The 17,739-nt window shown below is 62.3% G+C and carries 17 protein-coding genes and 1 tRNA gene; 11 read left to right on the top strand and 7 right to left on the bottom strand.

Annotated elements, in window-relative coordinates; genetic code table 11:
• From BVU17_10295 to BVU17_10270, 6 genes are all read left to right on the top strand, one after another.
• The gene (locus tag BVU17_10295; protein AUG47886.1) at positions 1–1,704 is read left to right on the top strand and encodes a hypothetical protein; all 1,704 of its coding nucleotides are present in this window, start codon (positions 1–3) and stop codon (positions 1,702–1,704) included.
• Positions 1,705–2,174: 470 nt separating this feature from the next.
• The gene (locus tag BVU17_10290; protein ID AUG47885.1) at positions 2,175–2,885 is read left to right on the top strand and encodes a hypothetical protein; all 711 of its coding nucleotides are present in this window, start codon (positions 2,175–2,177) and stop codon (positions 2,883–2,885) included.
• 54 nt (positions 2,886–2,939) lie between these two features.
• Positions 2,940–3,500 (top strand): hypothetical protein, encoded by a 561-nt coding sequence (locus BVU17_10285; protein ID AUG47884.1) that lies wholly within the window; start codon positions 2,940–2,942, stop codon positions 3,498–3,500.
• 517 nt (positions 3,501–4,017) lie between these two features.
• Positions 4,018–5,349, top strand: a complete 1,332-nt coding sequence (locus BVU17_10280) for a Trk system potassium transport protein TrkA (protein AUG47883.1) — start codon at positions 4,018–4,020, stop codon at positions 5,347–5,349.
• 51 nt (positions 5,350–5,400) lie between these two features.
• Entirely contained in the window at positions 5,401–5,712 is a 312-nt protein-coding gene (locus tag BVU17_10275; GenBank protein ID AUG47882.1) for a hypothetical protein, read from the top strand.
• A 125-nt stretch (positions 5,713–5,837) separates the two neighbouring features.
• Positions 5,838–6,518, top strand: coding sequence for a phosphate transport system regulatory protein PhoU (locus BVU17_10270; protein AUG47881.1), 681 nt, complete (start codon positions 5,838–5,840; stop codon positions 6,516–6,518).
• A gap of 177 nt (positions 6,519–6,695) precedes the next feature.
• On the opposite strand, the gene BVU17_10265 is transcribed toward BVU17_10270, so the two are convergent.
• Together BVU17_10265 and BVU17_10260 are read right to left on the bottom strand one after the other, a co-directional pair.
• Positions 6,696–7,406 carry a DNA repair and recombination protein RadB gene (locus BVU17_10265; protein AUG47880.1) on the bottom strand — a complete coding sequence of 237 codons (711 nt, stop codon included), beginning with the start codon at positions 7,404–7,406 and terminating at the stop codon, positions 6,696–6,698.
• Between the two features lie 54 nt (positions 7,407–7,460).
• The gene (locus BVU17_10260; GenBank protein AUG47879.1) at positions 7,461–8,291 is read right to left on the bottom strand and encodes a hypothetical protein; all 831 of its coding nucleotides are present in this window, start codon (positions 8,289–8,291) and stop codon (positions 7,461–7,463) included.
• Positions 8,292–8,454: 163 nt separating this feature from the next.
• On the opposite strand from BVU17_10260, the gene BVU17_10255 reads away from it, so the two are divergent.
• Positions 8,455–9,240: a hypothetical protein gene (locus tag BVU17_10255; protein AUG47878.1), complete on the top strand. Its 786-nt coding sequence runs from the start codon at positions 8,455–8,457 to the stop codon at positions 9,238–9,240.
• A gap of 3 nt (positions 9,241–9,243) precedes the next feature.
• Here the strand turns inward: BVU17_10255 and BVU17_10250 are convergent, their stop codons facing one another.
• Both BVU17_10250 and BVU17_10245 read right to left on the bottom strand, forming a co-directional pair.
• Positions 9,244–10,560, bottom strand: coding sequence for a TIGR00299 family protein (locus BVU17_10250; protein AUG47877.1), 1,317 nt, complete (start codon positions 10,558–10,560; stop codon positions 9,244–9,246).
• Positions 10,561–10,606: 46 nt separating this feature from the next.
• Positions 10,607–11,023: a hypothetical protein gene (locus BVU17_10245; protein ID AUG47876.1), complete on the bottom strand. Its 417-nt coding sequence runs from the start codon at positions 11,021–11,023 to the stop codon at positions 10,607–10,609.
• Between the two features lie 200 nt (positions 11,024–11,223).
• On the opposite strand from BVU17_10245, the gene BVU17_10240 reads away from it, so the two are divergent.
• Both BVU17_10240 and BVU17_10235 read left to right on the top strand, forming a co-directional pair.
• Complete coding sequence (locus BVU17_10240) at positions 11,224–13,449, top strand: ATPase (GenBank protein AUG47875.1); 2,226 nt, start codon at positions 11,224–11,226, stop codon at positions 13,447–13,449.
• Between the two features lie 183 nt (positions 13,450–13,632).
• Positions 13,633–14,646, top strand: coding sequence for an NADP-dependent oxidoreductase (locus tag BVU17_10235; GenBank protein AUG47874.1), 1,014 nt, complete (start codon positions 13,633–13,635; stop codon positions 14,644–14,646).
• A gap of 17 nt (positions 14,647–14,663) precedes the next feature.
• Here the strand turns inward: BVU17_10235 and BVU17_10230 are convergent, their stop codons facing one another.
• Positions 14,664–15,806 carry a CBS domain-containing protein gene (locus tag BVU17_10230; GenBank protein AUG47873.1) on the bottom strand — a complete coding sequence of 381 codons (1,143 nt, stop codon included), beginning with the start codon at positions 15,804–15,806 and terminating at the stop codon, positions 14,664–14,666.
• Positions 15,807–15,914: 108 nt separating this feature from the next.
• Here BVU17_10230 and BVU17_10225 point away from each other — a divergent pair, with 108 nt between their 5' ends.
• Together BVU17_10225 and BVU17_10220 are read left to right on the top strand one after the other, a co-directional pair.
• Positions 15,915–16,235, top strand: a complete 321-nt coding sequence (locus BVU17_10225) for a lycopene cyclase (GenBank protein ID AUG47872.1) — start codon at positions 15,915–15,917, stop codon at positions 16,233–16,235.
• A 180-nt stretch (positions 16,236–16,415) separates the two neighbouring features.
• Positions 16,416–16,907, top strand: coding sequence for a hypothetical protein (locus BVU17_10220; protein AUG47871.1), 492 nt, complete (start codon positions 16,416–16,418; stop codon positions 16,905–16,907).
• 7 nt (positions 16,908–16,914) lie between these two features.
• On the opposite strand, the gene BVU17_10215 is transcribed toward BVU17_10220, so the two are convergent.
• Both BVU17_10215 and BVU17_10210 read right to left on the bottom strand, forming a co-directional pair.
• Complete coding sequence (locus tag BVU17_10215) at positions 16,915–17,268, bottom strand: hypothetical protein (GenBank protein ID AUG47870.1); 354 nt, start codon at positions 17,266–17,268, stop codon at positions 16,915–16,917.
• Positions 17,269–17,502: 234 nt separating this feature from the next.
• Positions 17,503–17,577 (bottom strand) — tRNA-Val (locus BVU17_10210).
• Positions 17,578–17,739: the final 162 nt, after the last annotated feature.

The raw sequence follows: 17,739 nt of genomic DNA, 5'->3' as shown, positions 1-17,739 counted from the left end.
ATGAGACACCGGATCGTGAGCGGGATATGCGCTTTATTCCTCCTCTTGACAGTCGCGTCCGTCTCCGTGGGTGTCGCTGCTGCAGCGGACGCCGGGCAGTATGCTGATGACACAGCGACGGGCAACGAAACAGCGCCAGCGATACAGTCGGCTGGTCCCACACAGGCTGTTGCGCACGGGCCGAACGGAACCGCGTTCGTCTGGGAACGGATAGACGGCGCGCGGCCCGGCGGGTATCAGATCGCAGTGACCGTTAGCTCGCCGCAGGAGAACCGCTCGGTCTGTGCGCGCGCGAACGGGTCTTTGAACTGTACGTCGGTCGGCCCGAACGGAACAACGACCCTCACGACTCCCGGGACAACGGGGATCGATGATCTCTCAGTCTCTCTCTACAACACGCGCACCGACACCATGATAGATCGGCAACCGGTGTCTCTGCAGCCGATTCAGCGTACCGGTGATATTGATGACGACGGGCTCAACAACAGCCACGAGGTGGTCCAGGGTACGAACCTCACTGACGCCGACACTGACGGCGACGGGCTGTTGGACGGGACAGAAGTCCACCAGCACGGGACGGCCCCCACAGCCGCAGACACTGATGAAGACGGTGTCGCCGACAGGACTGAGATCCAACAGGGCACCGACCCGCGACGGGCCGATACCGATGGCGACGGGTTAGCAGACGAACGCGAACTGGCACTCGGGACGAATCCAACCGTCGCGGACACTGACGGCGATGGGCTGTCCGACCAGCGAGAGGCGTCTGGCGAGACCGATCCGACCGACGCGGACACGGACAACGACGGCGTCGTCGATGGCAGGGAGCTGGCGGTCGGCACGAACCCGGTACAGGCCGACACCGACGCTGATGAGGTCGCTGACGGCAGGGAGCTGGCCCTGGGCACCGACCCGACGGTCGCAGACACTGACGGTGATGGGGTGGCAGATGGAACAGAACTCGAATCGGGGACCGAACCTACCGAGAGTGATACAGATAGTGACGGCCTCGACGACGGAAGAGAACTGGCAGCCGGCACGTCCCCAACCACCGTCGATACGGATGGCGATGGTCTCAGCGACGGGCGCGAGGTTTCGGCCCTTGGAACGGACCCGCTCGCGTCCGATTCGGACGGTGACTTCCTGACCGACCCACAGGAAGTCACCTGGGGGACGAACCCGAACAGCGTTCTGACGCCAGCCTGGGTGACGAGTTCGCTACTGGGGTTCCTGATAGGGACTGGGCTGACAGTCGCAGCGATCAGGCGTGGCTGGGTCATAAGGCTCTCCACGGCGGCCAGACTGTTCATTTATCGCTACCTCGAACTGGATCGGGAGATACTCGAAATTAACCGTGAAATCGACGCCACGGACAGGGTGGTCGAAGCCGACAGTGCAGACATCGACGTGGACACTGCAGCTGAGGCCTTCGAGCAAGCTGACCGGGAACTCACCCCTGACGCGCACCTCGTGAAGCTGATGCTGCAAGCCGAGAACGGTCGTCTGCACCAGACAGATATCGTTGAGGCGACGGACTGGTCGAAAGCGAAGGTTAGCCGCCTCCTTTCGCGGATGGTGGACGAAGACGAAGTCGTAAAAATACGTCTCGGCAGGGAGAACCTCATCTGTCTGGAGCGGGCAAAGCCCCCGGCGGCGAACTCGCCCCACGCAGGCGATATCAAGCCGCCGACGCCCGGCGGATAAGCTGACACACGGGCCGGATAGCTTGGTCGGTAGTGGCGTCACTGCACAGAGATGGGTAAATCTCCGCCAAGCGCACCTGTCCGCCGCCGTCACGGCGGTCAGGAATATGTGCACAACACCCTGCGGCAGATAAAGGTCACCGTACTCCCGGCTTTTGTGCCTTCTACGTCCCGAAAACAGTCGAATAGGCCCGTGACATGCGAAATTCCCACGGTGCACGAGTGTGGTTTTTCACATACTAGTTGCTGTCGAAACGGTGGAACGATCCGGTACGGTGCGTGAAACAGTACTGGAAAGCAATAGCTGGGGCGAAACGACCTATATGGCTGTATTCGTCCTTCAGAAGCCACTTTTACTGTCCTGTGTCCAGAGTAAGTCGGTCACTACCGACCGGCTAAATCGGTGAAACAGTCGCAACCGACGGAACAGTCGACCCGGTATATGACGGCCGCTGGAAAAGGAAAAGTCACATGTCGATAGCTGAAACGACTTCCGAACCCACAGCAGCCGAGGCAGAGGCGTCCACGACAGACGAGTCATCGTCTGGAGACGCCTCGTCTGACGATAACCTCACCCGAGACGACATTTTCCATGTCCTTCAGTGTCGTCGTCGCCGCTTAGTCCTCAAGTACCTCCACGAGCACTCCGGCGAAGAGCCAGCCGATATGAGCGACATCGCAGAACACATCGCGGCGCTGGAACACGACACCACCATCGACTCGCTGCGCTCGAAACAGCGCCAGCGCGTCTACATCGCGCTGTACCAGTCCCACCTCCCAAAGATGGACGATGCGGGTGTTATCAACTACAACCAAGATCGAGGACTCGTCGAAGCGACCGCGCTCGCGAACTCCTTTGATAAGTATCTCGCTGCGGAACCATCACTTCTGTCGACGCCGCCTGCGGAGTCGACGCTGTCGGCCGGTGTAACTGACCACGACCGGCCCGGGGCCCACACGCCTGCCGATGAGCGATGGGCAGGTCGGTATCTCGGGACTGCGTGTGCCACACTGGTTGCAGTCGGTGGACTCGCACTCAGCGGGACTACAGTGTCAGGTGTCGCAGTCGCACTCGTCGTGAGCGTGGTATTTGTAGCACTGGCGGTGATCCATCGGCTCTCACTGATGGGGTCGCGGTCGCTTTCAGACCGTCTACGAGCGGCTCTCGATACGGAGATGTAAGCTACGTACTGGACAAATGCGTGCACACAGCGGTACACCCGGGGTGAGTAACATATGCGACCGGCAGTAGGGCCCGACGCCGTCGTTGATACCGGAAAAAAGACTACGCCGCCAGCGCAGAACGACCTCGATGGCGCAACCCTATTCGATATTCTCGGTAACGAGCGCCGCCGCGCATGCCTGTACTGCCTTGCTGAACACGGGACGGCGCTCTCTGTCAGTACGCTGGGCAAACAGGTGGCGCGGGCCGTCGCCGATGCAGAGACCGATAGTGACGAACTCTACGACAGTGTGTACATCTCCCTCTGTCAGACTCACCTGCCCAAACTCGACGCTGTCGGGCTGGTAGAGTACGAGCAAGACCGGAAACGTGTCTGTCAGGGCCCCAGATTTGACGCTATCAGGGACCAGTTCGAAGCGGCCCGCACGCCCAGAGAACAGGCAGCCGAGAGTCTTCGGGCAGAGACCATCGTGAGTGTTCTGACGGTGGCGATAGGCGGGGCCGCAGTCGCGAGTCCACCGACAGCTAGAACCGTACTGCTTTCCGGACTCGTTGGGATTCACCTTTTCGTTCTCATCCTCGGGTCCGCGTCTCCGTTCAGAAGTAGTGACTGAGCGCGTCCGTCTGGTCGGGCGTAGCACATACACTGGCCAGTGGTGAAATAGTAGTCACCTGCTACCGTAGTGAACGCTCCGCCGGGCGGCTGTTGCGTGTTTGACAGGGCTGCAGACAAAGACCGGTGCCGTATTGTGGTACAGTCCCTGACGGCGGTTCCCTGAATTGCGTGGCAGAAGTACGTGTCTACCGGGTAGATAGCGGGCGTAAAGAAGCATATAATCAAACGGTGGGCGACAGAGAAAGCGTGTATGACCGACTACGCCAGTATGCGAAAAGCGATCGAAGAGACGAAAGAATCGTTCGACGCGGTCGAGCGGTTCCAACGTCGGTCAGCCCTCTGTCCTTGGTTGAATGTACCGCTTCGGGATGAGCCGTAAGTAAGCCACAGGTACGTCTTGACCGCCGGATTCGGTAGCCTGTCCGCCCCGATGGGGCCGGACTGCTGGCCGGATGAAAATACACTTCACCCATCGGCGGAAAGCTGATGCATATGAATCAGGCGGAGGCGCAGCCGTGTATATCGTAATCGTCGGCGCGGGCGAGGTCGGTTCGAACATTGCTGAGAGCCTCGCTGAGAGCCACGAAGTCGCCGTCGTAGATATCGACCCAGACCGCGTTGAAAGCCTGATGTACGAGGCTGACGTGCTGGGCGTCGAAGGGGACGGTGCGGAACTCGACACCCTCTCCGAGGCCGGTATCGAGAAAGCCGACGTTCTCATCGCCAGTACCGACGACGACGAGACGAACATCGTCACCTGCGGGACGGCGGTAACGGCGGCTGACCCCTTCACCATTTCCCGCGTCAAGAGCGCGAAGTTCCTCCGGACTTGGGAGAAATCCGAGGGCGCCTTTGGCGTGGATCACATGGTCGCGACGAACCTGCTCACTGCGGAGAATATCGCCCGAGTAATCGGGCTCCCCGGTTCGCGCGACGTAGAAACATTTGTTGACGGTCAGGTCCAGATGGGTGAGTTCGAAGTGCGCGAATCCAGTCCAATCACGAACCTGACCGTCGCTGAGGCCGACCGCTACGAGTCATTAACCTTCGCTGCCGTACTGCGCGACGGCGAAGTCATTATCCCGCGCGGAGAGACAGTCATCAAAGCCGGCGACGATATCGTCGTCATCGGCAGCTGCGAGAGCGTTCGCCTGTTCGCGACCGAGATCGCGCCGAAGTCGGAGGCGACCCAGAACGTCCTCGTTGTCGGCGGGAGCGACGTCGGCTATCACACCGCACGACTGCTTCAGGATCGCGGTATCAAACCGCGGCTTATCGAGCGCGACCACGACAGAGCGCGCGAGCTGGCAGAAGAGCTGCAAGGAACCACCGTGCTGGAGAGTGATGCAACCGACACTGAGTTCCTCGAACGGGAACACGTCTCCGATGCCGATGCTGTGGTTGCGACGCTCGATAGCGACGAGAAGAATCTCTTAGTGACGCTGCTGGCCAAGCGACTCGGTGCGGAGCGAACCGTCGCCGTCGTCAACTCCGGCGAGTACGTTGACCTGTTCGAAGCTGTTGGCGTCGATGTAGCTGTCAATCCCCGCGAGACGACCGCAGAAGAGATTACCCGGTTCACCCGGGAGTACGACGCGACGAAGGTTGCCATCATCGAATCCGACCGCGCCGAAGTGCTGGAAATCGAAATAGCCGCTGACAGTGTCCTCGCCGGGCGACCGATCCAGGAATCGGTGCAGGAACTGCCGACTGGCGTGGTCATCGGAGCTATCAGCCGCGGCGGCGAGCTTGTCATCCCCCGCGGTGACACTGTTATCGAACCCGGCGACCACGTCGTGGTGTTCGTGGACGCCGACTGTCTGGAAGCGGTCAACGACAAGCTGTAGTAACAGCGCTACGCCCAAGAGACTAAGCCTGTTTCCCGCCTCAGTTAGTGTATGGCTTCCGTTGCGGCCCGTATCGTGCTCTCGTTTGCTCCCAACACCACCGATGGAGACCCGTGGTCCGGCGTCGATACCGAGTGGATAGCTGACGAACTCCGCGGGGACACCTATCAACAGTACCTTCGACGCGCCCACAGCGGCCCGGTAGCCGTCGGCGAGGAGTGGGACGAGTTCGTGAGCTGTGGTTGCGCAACGCCACAGGACGTGGTGCTGCGCGTCGAGCGCGTCGAGGCCGGAACGGCAGTTGGTGACGAAACGACGCTTGACGTTCATCCCCGTAACGACACCGAGGCAGTGCCCCAGTAGCCGTTTTTTGCTGTCGAGCGTGTCTGTTCCTGCATAGTAGTCCGCCGCGACTGTCGCACCGGTCAGTATCGGGAGATATTGGGAGAAGGGAAAGGCTGATGCATGGCACTAGCACATTCCGGACTATGCCACGCGATTCCTATCAGGAGGGACTGAACTCGCTCCGCGAGGATGTCCTTTATATGTCAGAGATCGTCCTCGAGCGGCTTCGGCTTGGCTTGGATGCGCTCGAACAGAAAGACGAAGAGATGGCCCGAGAGGTCATCGAGGGCGACCACGAGATCAATCAACTGTATCTCGACCTCGAACAGGACTGTATCGACCTGCTGGCGCTGCAACAGCCGGTCGCATCCGATCTCCGCTTTATCGCCGCGTCGTTCAAGATCATTACCGACCTCGAACGGATCGGCGACCTCGCCACGAACCTCGGCGAGTACTCGCTGGAGGCCGAACGCGATGTATACCCCGAGGTCGACATTCAGGACGTTGCCGACGTGACCATCGAGATGGTCGAAAACGCTATGCAAGCCTACGGCGACGAGAACGCCGACCAGTGCTACGCCATCGCCGATGTCGACGACGAGGTGGACGAACGCTGTGAGGCCGCCTCGGAGACGGTCGTGCGCGACCTCATTGAGCGGGAGATAGACACCGACTCCAGCGAAGGCGAGATTGAGCAACTGATGGCCGACGTGTCCCGTCTCCTGCTGACGATTCGTGACATCGAGCGGGTCGGCGACCACGCCGTCAACATCGCCGCGCGGACGCTGTACATGGCCGAGAACGACGACGACCTCATCTACTGAACCTTTTTCGTCGTCGGGTCGCCGGGGGCGACCGCTCCTCGAAAAACGGTCATGAAAAAGGCCGAGCACGGCGAGCCGTGCTCGGTGAAACCGCGCTCGCTCCGCTCGCGCGGTATGCGTCGAACGGCCACAGAACCGCGACGGCCCGTGCCCGACTGGTTCAGCAGTTAGGGCGGGCTACTGCGGCGTCTCGGGCGTGTCGTCGCCTACAAGTCCCGAGTCGGTGATGCGGAACTGGGCCGTGTCGCCGGCCGGTTTGGCGCGGTGTTTCTCCAGTGTGGCGCGGCGGTTGCCGCCGCGGAACCGGTCCAGGCGGACGATTGCGCCCGACCAGTGGTTGAGGGTATGGCCGCCGAGCGCCGTTGAGCGGTCGCTGTCGGGGTCGGTAAACACCTGGTTCGTAAACAGGACCGCGAGGTCGTGTTTGCGGGCCAGCGAGAGCAGGTGGGTAATCTGGCGGGCCACGTCCCGAAGCGTCTCACCGCCGTCCTCGTCGTCGCGGCGGAGTCGATAGAACCCGGTCGCGCTGTCGAGCACGATGAGTTCGACCTCGGCGGCGAACTCCGCGGCGTCCTGGACGGCCTCGGCCTGCTCGTCGTAGTCCAGCGCCTCGGTGATGATGAGGCGGCCGGCGAGGTCGTCCACGGTCTGGGCGGTCCCGCGAGCGCGGCCGCTAGCGACCTGTTCCATCCGGTCGGCCGAGAGTCCTTCAGTGTCGATGTACAGCGCCGCGTCGCCGGCAGCGGCGACTTCCATCACCGCCGACAGGGCGAAGTTGGTCTTGCCGGCCGCCGGCGGGCCGTACACCTGTGTGACCGCACCGCGCTCCAGCCCACCACCCAGGAGGTCGTCAATAGCGTCACACCCGGTCGGGACGTACTCGCTCACGGGCAGGGGTTGGGCAGGTTCGGATAAAAACACTGGTACCTGACGACACTGCTGTCAGTCGTCCGAAAGCCGTTCGGCCAGCGTCCACTCGGCGAGGGACACGTCGTCGATGTCGGCTGTTGCAAACCGGAGGGCAGTCCCCCATCTGCGGGTGATGACGAGCGACTCGGCGTCGAGCTCGTAAGATTCCAGTTCTTCCCAGGCGTAGAACCGTCTGGCAATTGGGAGTCTGACTTCCAGACCGCGCTCGGTCGCCACGACGGTTCGGGTTCCGCCTGTCGAGAGAAGGACGAAGCCGGACGGGAACAGCACCTGACTGACGTACTGGAGCAGGGCGATATCGAACACCGCACCGACGGCGAACCCGATGGTCGCGACGCTAGCGATGGCTCCGCCGACGTGCAACCGCCGACGCTGTGCAGACTCGGGCCAGCTCGCTCGCCAGCGGGTCAACTCCTCCGCCCCTGCGGTAACTGCCGCAGTGTACCGTGTCTGTGACATAACCGCGACAGCGACTCCGAGCAAAACGGCTAGCAAGCCGAAAAAAAACGCCAGCACGCCACTGACACCACTCATCTCCAGCGACGCAAAGCCGACGGCGGCGTACACGGCCGCGATCGCCGCTGGAAGCCACCGGGCGCGAGTCGCGCCGACTGTAACGGCTACTGCCGGTCGACTGGAGAGCAGCCATCCTATTACGGTGGTCACAGCGGTCACCGTCCCGACCAGCGCGGCGTAGAGCGCCCACGCTTCGGTAACGCCGACCCACTTCAGCCCCGGTACAATCGGCGGTGCCAGAAGCAAGCCCAGATAGGCTCCGCTGGCACCACTGAACAGTGGGTCGGAAGCCGCGCCTGCTCCGTCAGTGCGAACCACCGGACGCATCACTAGCAGTCCAGTTAGCTGTTATAAAAATCCTATCAAATATAATAGGAATCGTAGATGTCCCCAACTCGATGTATCCAATGGTGTCTGGTAAATATCTAGAGCACAAACGTGGACTAACGGACTCCCATATCTGTAAGTAATCGGCGTCCGAACTCCGGTTGTGATTGTCGTCGCCACAGCGGACTTCGAAGTGTACCACGGTGTCGTCAACGAGCTGCGCGACCGTGGCGTGGCGTTCACAACTATCGAACCGGGCGACCAATGGCCCGAGGAGGCGGAGGTCGCGGTCATCGCGGCCGGGGAATCGGTCGAAATCCCCGACGGCGTCGACCTCGTGCAGGCGGACCCGGACACACCGCGTCGAGCCGTCGAAACCGTCATCTCGACACTCCGGGGTGGTGACGGTCGAACCGTCATCGGTATCGACCCCGGCGAACGGCCGGGTGTCGCGATTCTCCACGGCGATATGGTCGTCGCGGCGTTTCAGGTACCTGTGGCGGAAATCACCGACATCGTTCGCGATGAAGTCGAGGACGCGGTCGACCCGGTCGTCCGCATCGGCGACGGTGCACGGCTCGTCGGCGCGCGCATCATCGACGAGATTCAGTCCGTGCCGGTGGAGTTGGTCGACGAAACGGGGACGACGCCGTATCTCGGGTCCGGCGCACGCGGAATGGGTGACGTGCTGGCCGCGGTCAACATCGCCCGGCTCGACGGCGAGGAAATCGAGAGCCGAACCATCGAACCCACCGCCGGCGAACTCCAGAAGATCAAGGACCGCTCGCGGGAGGCAAGCGAGACGAACCGGGCAATCAGCGAGGGGCTGGCCCGAAAGGTCGCCACCGGCGCGCTCACCGTCGAGGAGGCGCTGGCCGAACACGACAGCGACACTGCGGTCGGGGACGGAGACGAGGGCGACTCCGACCCGAACACGGCCGACGAGTAGCGGCTATTCCCGCACCATCCGCTCGGCTCGCTGCATAACCGCCCGGACGGGGAGCCCGGTCGCGTCCGCGACGGCCGCGGCGTCGTCGTACTCCGCGCTCACGTCGAACACTGTGCCGTCAGTGTCACTTGCGACTTTGACCGTGACCTCGAACTGCTCGCCGTCGACGGAGAGCGCGACCGTCTTGTACTCCCGGTCGGCGACCCAGCGGTGACCGGCCCCGGACTCGCGCACGCCGAGCGTCCCGGTCGCTTCGGCGAGGCGGCGCGCGACCCGCTCGGCGTCTTCCGGCCTGCAGATGACCTTCACGATGTGGCCGGGCCGGGACTTCTTCATCGTCGTCGGCACTATCGACACGTCGCGTGCGCCGACCTCCGGGAGCGAGCGCTGGAGGTCGCCAAGCACTTCGGGTGGGACGTCGTCGACGTTCGTTTCGAGGACCGTGATTTCATCGCGGCGGAGCCGCCCCGCGCCGTCGCCGACCATGGCCCGCAAGACGTTGGGGCGGTCGTCGAGGTCCCAGCCGCCAGCGCCGTAGCCTGACGCGTCGAGATCGAGCGGTGGCAACGAGTCGGTCCCGTCAGCGATGTGGGCGAGAATCGCCGCGCCGGTCGGCGTCAGGAGTTCCCTGTCGATGGGGCCACCCTGCAGCGACCAGTCGGCTTGCTCCGCGATTGCAACTACTGCGGGAGTCGGGACCGGGTAACTGCCGTGGCTCATCTCGACAGTCCCGCCGCCCGTCGCCAGCGGTGTCGTTACGACCCGCTCGATGTCGAGGTCGTCCAGCAGGAGGCAGACGCCGACGATATCAGCGATGGCGTCGTCGGCCCCGACCTCGTGAAAGTGCGTGTCGTCGAGATCCGTCCCGTGGACAGACGCCTCGGCCTCGCCGAGTATCTCGAATATCGCCAGCGCGTCCGTTCGCACTGTCGCCGGGAGGTCCATCTCCCCGACGAGTTCGACGACCTCGGCGTACGTTCGGCTCGGGCCGCGCCCCTCAGCGTGGGTGTGGTCGTGGTCTTCGTGGGTGTGTGGGTGTGCGTCGTCGTCCCCAGCGTGGCCGTGTCCCTCGTCATGGTCGTGGGAGTGAGAATGCGACTGGTCGTCGTGAGAATCGTCGACATCGTCGGCGTCGGTCAGCAGTACGTCGACGCGCGTTGCAGCAATCCCTGAGCGGTCCACCGCGGAGACGGCGTATTCGACGTCCAGCGCGTCTTCAACCGGCGACAGAGCCTCGCGGTCGGCCCCGGCGGCCAGTAGTGCCCCCAGCAGCATGTCGCCGGCAGCACCTATCCGGCCATCGAAAGCGAGTGTTCGCATACCCGGAGAGTCAGGCTGGGCCGGTAAAAGCCCTCTCGCTACAGCCTCACGTCTGGCGGACGATGTGGATGTCGTAGGACTCGCCGTCTGTGACTTCGCCGATGGGGACGACGATGTCTTCGGTGTCGTCGCTACCGAGGAACACGACGCTGGCGTCAACGTCTCGGGCGGTCTGCCTGATCGTCGTCGACAATTCACTGGTGGAGTGGGCGCTCACGTCGTCGTAGCGGAGTTCGGAGTCGTCGGTCGCCTCCTCGATCTTGCGTCTGAGGTCATCTGCGGCGGTTTCGGCGGCGAAGTCTTCAGTGGGGTCGACGCGTCGGCGGCGCTCGGCGTAGTCGGCCCCAGTGGGGATGAACGCGACGGCGACGACATCCTCGTCAAGCGCTCCAGCGTAGGTGACGGCGCGGTCGAGTGCGGCATCTGCAAGCGGTGACCCATCGAAGGGAACAAGAAATACCATATCGGCGCTATCGGGTCCAGCCTTATGAAACGCGGCGATGGCGGCAGCCTGTGTCACTGCGTCCCAAAACAGAGGCTATTACCGCATGCTGTGCGGTATGTTATTAGGTATCATATAAACCCGTCGCCCTGCGTCTTGGCCGCCGGTAGCATAAAGCATATCTCCGGGGCTACCCGAGTTCGTTGTAAGCAGGCTCTACTATGAACGAAGTCCAATTGGAAGTGGCGAAGGCGTACCCGAACGACTCGGGGCGCGGCATCGCCCGACTCGACCCCGACACGCTGCTGCATCTCAAGCTTTCCCCCGGCGACATCATCGAGATAGAAGGGAGCGATACGACCGCGGCCAAGGTGTGGCGGGCCGACCGACAGGACTGGAACACCGACACCGTCCGCATCGACGGCTTCACGCGCCAGAACGCAGACGTGGGCATCGGCGAGCGGGTCACCATCCGCAAGGCCGAGGCCGAGAAGGCCGACAAGCTCGTGCTCGCCCCGCCCGAGGAGGCATCGGTCCAGTTCGGCTCCGACGCCGCCGGCATGGTCAAACGCCAGATTCTCAAGCGGCCGGTCGTCGAGCGCGACATCGTCCCCGTGATGTCCTCGACGAACCACCCGTTCATGCGCTCGCCCGGACAGGCCATCCCGCTCATCGCAGTCGAGACCGAGCCGGAGGGCGTCTGTCTCATCACTGAGGACACCGAGGTCGAACTCCGCGAGGAACCCATCTCCGGGTTCGAGAAGACCGGCGGCGGCATCACCTACGAGGACATCGGCGGCCTCCAAAACGAGATTCAGCGGGTCCGCGAGATGGTCGAGCTGCCGATGAAACACCCCCAGATATTCAAGAAGCTCGGCATCGAGCCGCCACAGGGGGTCTTGCTCCACGGGCCGCCCGGCACCGGGAAGACCCTGCTCGCGAAGGCCGTCGCCAACGAAACCTCCGCCAGTTTCTTCTCTATCGCCGGCCCCGAGATAATCTCGAAGTACTACGGCGAATCGGAACAGCAGTTACGCGAGATATTCGAGGACGCGAGCGAGGAATCGCCCTCGATTATCTTCATCGACGAACTGGACTCCATCGCGCCCAAGCGCGAGGACGTGACCGGCGAGGTCGAGCGCCGCGTCGTCGCCCAACTGCTGACGATGATGGACGGCCTCGAATCGCGGGGCCAGGTCATCGTCATCGCCGCGACCAACCGCGTCGACAGCGTGGACCCGGCGCTTCGCCGCCCCGGCCGCTTCGACCGCGAAATCGAGATCGGCGTGCCCGACGAGGTCGGCCGCGAGGAAATCCTCCAGATTCACACCCGCGGCATGCCGCTGTCTGACGACGTGAACCTCGCCAAACTGGCGACGGACACGCACGGCTTCGTCGGAGCCGACATCGAGAGTCTGACCAAGGAGGCCGCGATGAAGGCGCTCCGGCGCTACCTCCCCGAAATCGACTTGGACGAGGAGGACATCCCGCCGAGCCTCATCGACCGCATGATAATCAAGCGCGACGACTTCAAGGGCGCGCTCAACGAGGTGAGTCCGTCGGCGATGCGGGAAGTGCTGGTGGAACTCCCGAAGGTGTCCTGGGACAGCGTCGGCGGCCTCAGCGAGCCCAAAGAGCAGGTCCAGGAGGCCGTCGAGTGGCCGATGAACTCCCCGGAGAAGTTCGAGCGCATGGGCGTGACGCCGCCGTCGGGCGTGTTGCTGTACGGTCCGCCCGGCACCGGAAAGACGCTCATGGCGAAAGCTGTCGCCAACGAGACGGACGCGAACTTCATCTCGGTCCGCGGGCCGCAACTACTCAGCAAGTGGGTCGGCGAGAGCGAGAAGGCCATCCGCCAGACGTTCCGGAAGGCTCGCCAGGTCGCCCCGACCATCATCTTCTTCGACGAACTCGACTCGCTGGCACCGGGTCGGGGCGGCGAGATGGGGTCGAACGTCTCCGAACGCGTCGTCAACCAGCTCCTGACCGAACTCGACGGGCTCGAAGAGATGGAGGACGTGATGGTCATCGGCGCGACCAACCGCCCGGACATGATCGACCCGGCCCTCATCCGCTCGGGCCGGTTCGACCGGCTGGTGATGATCGGCGAGCCCGATATCGAGGGCCGCGAGCAGATCCTGAAGATCCACACGGACGACACGCCGCTGTCGCCCGATGTGAGCCTGCGTGAACTGGCCGAAGTCAGCGAGGGCTTCGTCGGCTCGGACCTCGAATCCATTGCCCGTGAGGCCGCTATCGAGGCGCTCCGTGAGGACGACGACGCGGAGGAAGTCGAGATGCGCCACTTCCGGCAGGCGATGGACAGCGTGCGTCCGACGATTACCGACGACATCCGCGAGTACTACGAGCAGATGGAAGAGGAGTTCAGAGGGGGTTCCAGCCCACAGCGTCAGGCTGGAACCGGCGGCCGGATCGGCTTCCAGTAACGCCGGCGACCTCGATACTGCTTCTCGCTTGATTTGAACGCGTTTTCCGCTTCACCGCTCTCGATCAGCGATGCATCCCTCGTGGCTGCACAATACCCGTGGATAATTATTAGATAAACTATAAAACCGGTGCTTGTTTCTCCTTTCGAAGCCCCCTTTCAAGTCGCAAGTGTATGAGGGGTGATGTCGAACACAAACCGCGTTTACCGGCTGGCGAAGCGCCCCGAAGGGACGCCCGACCACGATACGTTCGAGCTTTCCGAGGAAGAGATCCCGGACCCGGGGCCCGGCGAGGTACTCATCAAGACGCTGTACCTCTCTGTCGACCCGTATATGCGTGACCGGATGCGAGACAGCGAATCGTATGCGGACCCGTGGGATGTGGGCGACGCGCTCAAGGGTGCTGTCGTCGGTGAGGTTGTCGAGTCCAACGGTGCACGTTTTGACGAGGGCGATGTCGTCACCGGCGAGCTAGAGTGGGCGGAGTACGCCACAGCGCCCGGACCGGTGCTCACAGAAGTCAATCCGGAGCTCGCACCCATTTCGACAGCGCTCGGCGTCTTAGGGATGCCGGGTCTGACAGCGTACTTCGGCACGCGGGAAGTCGCGCAGCCTGCGGCCGGCGACACGTTCGTCGTCACCGGCGCTGCGGGCGCCGTCGGCTCCGTGGCGGGTCAGCTCGCCAAGCTCCAGGGCGCACGCGTCGTCGGTTTCGCCGGCTCCGACGAGAAAGTCTCGTTCCTCGAAGACGACCTCGGCTTCGACGCTGGCATCAACTACAAAACGACCGACGACTACCGGGCCGCGCTGGACGAGGCCGCGCCGGACGGCGTCGACGCCTACTTCGACAACGTCGGCGGCCCGATCACCGACGCGGTGTTCACGCGACTCAACACCGACGCGCGCGTCGCCGTCTGCGGACAGATCTCGCTGTACAACAGCGAGGAGGTCCCGATGGGGCCGCGCAAGCTGACTCAGGTCATCCAGTCCCGGGCAACCGTCGAAGGGCTTCTCGTCTCCGACTTCGAGCCGCGGTTCGAGGAAGCGACGAAGCAGCTCGGTCAGTGGGTCGCCTCGGGCGACATTTCCTACCGAGAAACCGTCACCGAAGGCATCGAGAACGCGCCCGACGCGTTCCTCGGGCTGTTTGAGGGCGAGAACATCGGCAAGCAGCTCGTGCAGGTCGCCGAGCGATAGAAAAAACGAGTATCCGGTTATAGCTCGCCGAGCTTACGGAGGAGCTGGCCGCGGTACTCCTCGTCGGCCTGAACGCCTTTCAGTTCGAGGACGTTGCGTTCTAGCTTGTCGAGCGCGACGTTGAAGGCGGTTTCAGCGCCGTAGCCCTCACCGGAGCCGGCCGCCTGACCCTTGTTGGTGCGCAGGCGGATCTGACACTGGATGAGCGGCGTGCCACGGAGCTTCTCCTTGTGCTCGTGGAACCGGACGTGCGCGTGCTGGACCTGCATCGCTCCGTACTTGTCCGCGACCGTCTCGATGTCGGCCCGGATATCCGCACGGGAGATGGTGTCCAGCAGTTTTATATTCGTGATCTGGACGTCCATGTGCTCTTCTTCGGTGTAGGTCAGCGCACGGAGCACGTCGGTCTTCGTGAGGATGCCGGCGACGTGGGTGTCGTCCTCTTCCGGCGTGACGACGAGCCCGGCGAAGTCGTTTTCGAGCATCCGCGCGACGGCGTTCTCGACGGAGTCGCCGAGCTTTGCCGTCTCCACCGGACTGCTCATTACGTCGTAGACCGGCATGTCGAGCACGCGCTCGACTTCGCCGGAGCGGTCGCCCCGCGTCGTCTTGTTCATGTCCCGGACGACCACGTCGACGATGTCGTGACGCGTGACCATCCCAGTCAGGCCGTCGTCGTCACCAAGTACCGGAAGCCGGGAGATGCCGTGTTTCCGGAGGAGGTTGACGACTTGCCCGACGTTGGTGTCCTCAGAGACTGTGATGACGTCCTGCGTGTAGATGTCCTCGACGCGCAGTGCGTCGAGGTTGTCGAGAACCGCGTCGAGGATATCGTCCTCGGTGACGATACCCCAGAGCTCGCCCGCCTCGAACACCGGCGCGAGCTTGACACCACCCTCGACGAGGACGCGCGCGACCTCGCGCACGTCGTCGGTGCGCTCGACTTTCGGCGCCGAGCGCGTCATCGCCCCCGCTTTCGCGTTGTCCTCGACATGGGACTGGACCAGCTGTTTCTGCGTGATAACGCCAGCGTAGTCACCGTCTTCCGTGACGATGATACCCTTGGGGTTCTCGCGTTCGAAGATAGACCGGACTTTCCCCAAGCGCTTGTTGGCGTCAACCTCGACAAATTCTCTGGTGGCGATATCAGCAATATCCATCGTTCTTCACAATTCGTAGATTCGACGTGTGGGGTTATCAAGGTTGGTTTAGTCCCCGGAAACCGAGAGACGAACTAAGCTTTAGGCCCGTAGATCTAAGGTCGGTGTATGCTGCCTGACATCGGGGTCTTCGGCCCCTACACCTACCTAGTGACCGAGGTGATCTGGGGGAGTATCGCTCTCGTGTTGCTCTGGCGCGCGAACGCCCTCCGGATGGCGGCCAAGACCATCGTCGCGCTCTATCCGATCGCCTACGTCTGGGACTGGTACACACTGACCGTTGGTGTCTTCGAAATCAAACTCCGGACCGGTGTCGACCTGCTCGGGATTCCCATCGAAGAACATATTTTCATGATCGTCGTTCCCGCGCTCATTCTCGGTATCCACGAGAATCTCCACGGTCTTTCGTCCGGGTCGAACAGCGAATAGTAAGAAATCAGATATCGTTTTCAGCTGTTAACTACTTCCAAATTTGCGTTACAACTGGAAGCGGACCGCTCACAGATACTGCTGATTTCGCGCGTATCTCGTCCTGAAAAGGCCATCTGTACTATGCAGACATCTCTCACAGTATCTATATGTGTCAGCCGGGAGTGCTGTCGGATAGCCATGAGTGATACTAACCCGACACCTCACATTGAACTGTATGTCCGGTCGATGCTGCCCGACGGCGCACACGAACGACAGGAAGCGGTCATCGACCGCCTTCAGACGCTCGACGAGAACGACCACATCGACGGGTTCAACGTCATCGTCTGGGGCAAACAGATCGCACCGCAGTCGGCCGCCGCACTGACGGAGGAAGGCAAGTACATCCTGAACCGGGTCGCCGAGTTCAAGCAGTGGGCACTGAGCAACAATGTCTCGCTGGACTCGTTCTATCAGGACACAACCGTTGATTCAGAAGTAGCGGAGTCGGCGTACGACGCTATGGCGTTGCCAGTCATGGGGCTGGCTGAATACGACGGCAGCGAACTCGTCCACGTCGCACCCTGTACGAAAGACGATGTCGTCCACACGATTATGGACCGCCTTGACCGTCTCGAAGTGGGCCAACCACCCGCTCTCGATCAAGAGGGTGGCGACGTGAGTGTCGTCTAACGGGTACCTACGAGGACCGCACCGTTTCGATATACGACTTGAATTCGTCCGTCGTCGACAGCGCTTCGAGCACTTCGTCCGGGTCTCCAGCCAGTCCGTATCCCGGCCGCCCTTTCCCCGTGGGTGACTCCGTCTTTTCGTTGCTCAGCAGTCCCTTCTCGGCGAGTTGTCCCAGCACCGAGATGACCTTCTGGCGCTCGACGCCGCCGAAGGGCTGTCGGTCGATATCTGCGAGGTGCGCTTTCATTGTCTGCGTCACATGATAGGAGTGGACTGGCGTTTCACCGGCGGTTTCGAGTTCCACAACGGCCAGCAGCACGAACTGTTCGAACGCGTCCGCCGACTGGACCTGATCTCTCATATAGATGACTCTAACGCGGTTGGGGCAAGAAACTATGGGACGGTTCTGCCGGCCGATCGGTCTGCTTCCGACTTCGTCGGAGTGCGCCAGTGTCGTACTCATTCCCGACGACAACGGGAGTGGACTCGGGAGGATTGTGGTCCACGTCGAGACGGGTGCGTTTGCACAGACTCGGCGAACCAACGCCAGCAATCGCTGCAGACTTGCTTCACTCGCCGGCAGAGATAGTAGAAATGGGTTCGGGCGGATTTGAACCGCCGGCCTCCTCCATGTCAAGGAGGTGTCATAACCGACCTAGACCACGAACCCTCACTGCGAGGTACACCACATTGTTTCCGGCGGGTGTAATTGAAGGTTTCGAATTCCGTATCGCTACGTTGTCTGTTGATTGTCCACACGTATCCGTCAACGGGCAAAGTCCCGATAGGCTTAAGTCAATGTACGGATTTGTACATCACAACACGAAAGAGT

Source organism: Haloarcula taiwanensis (assembly GCA_002844335.1).
Lineage (GTDB): Archaea > Halobacteriota > Halobacteria > Halobacteriales > Haloarculaceae > Haloarcula > Haloarcula taiwanensis.
This window is presented reverse-complemented; position numbering and strand designations above follow the sequence as displayed.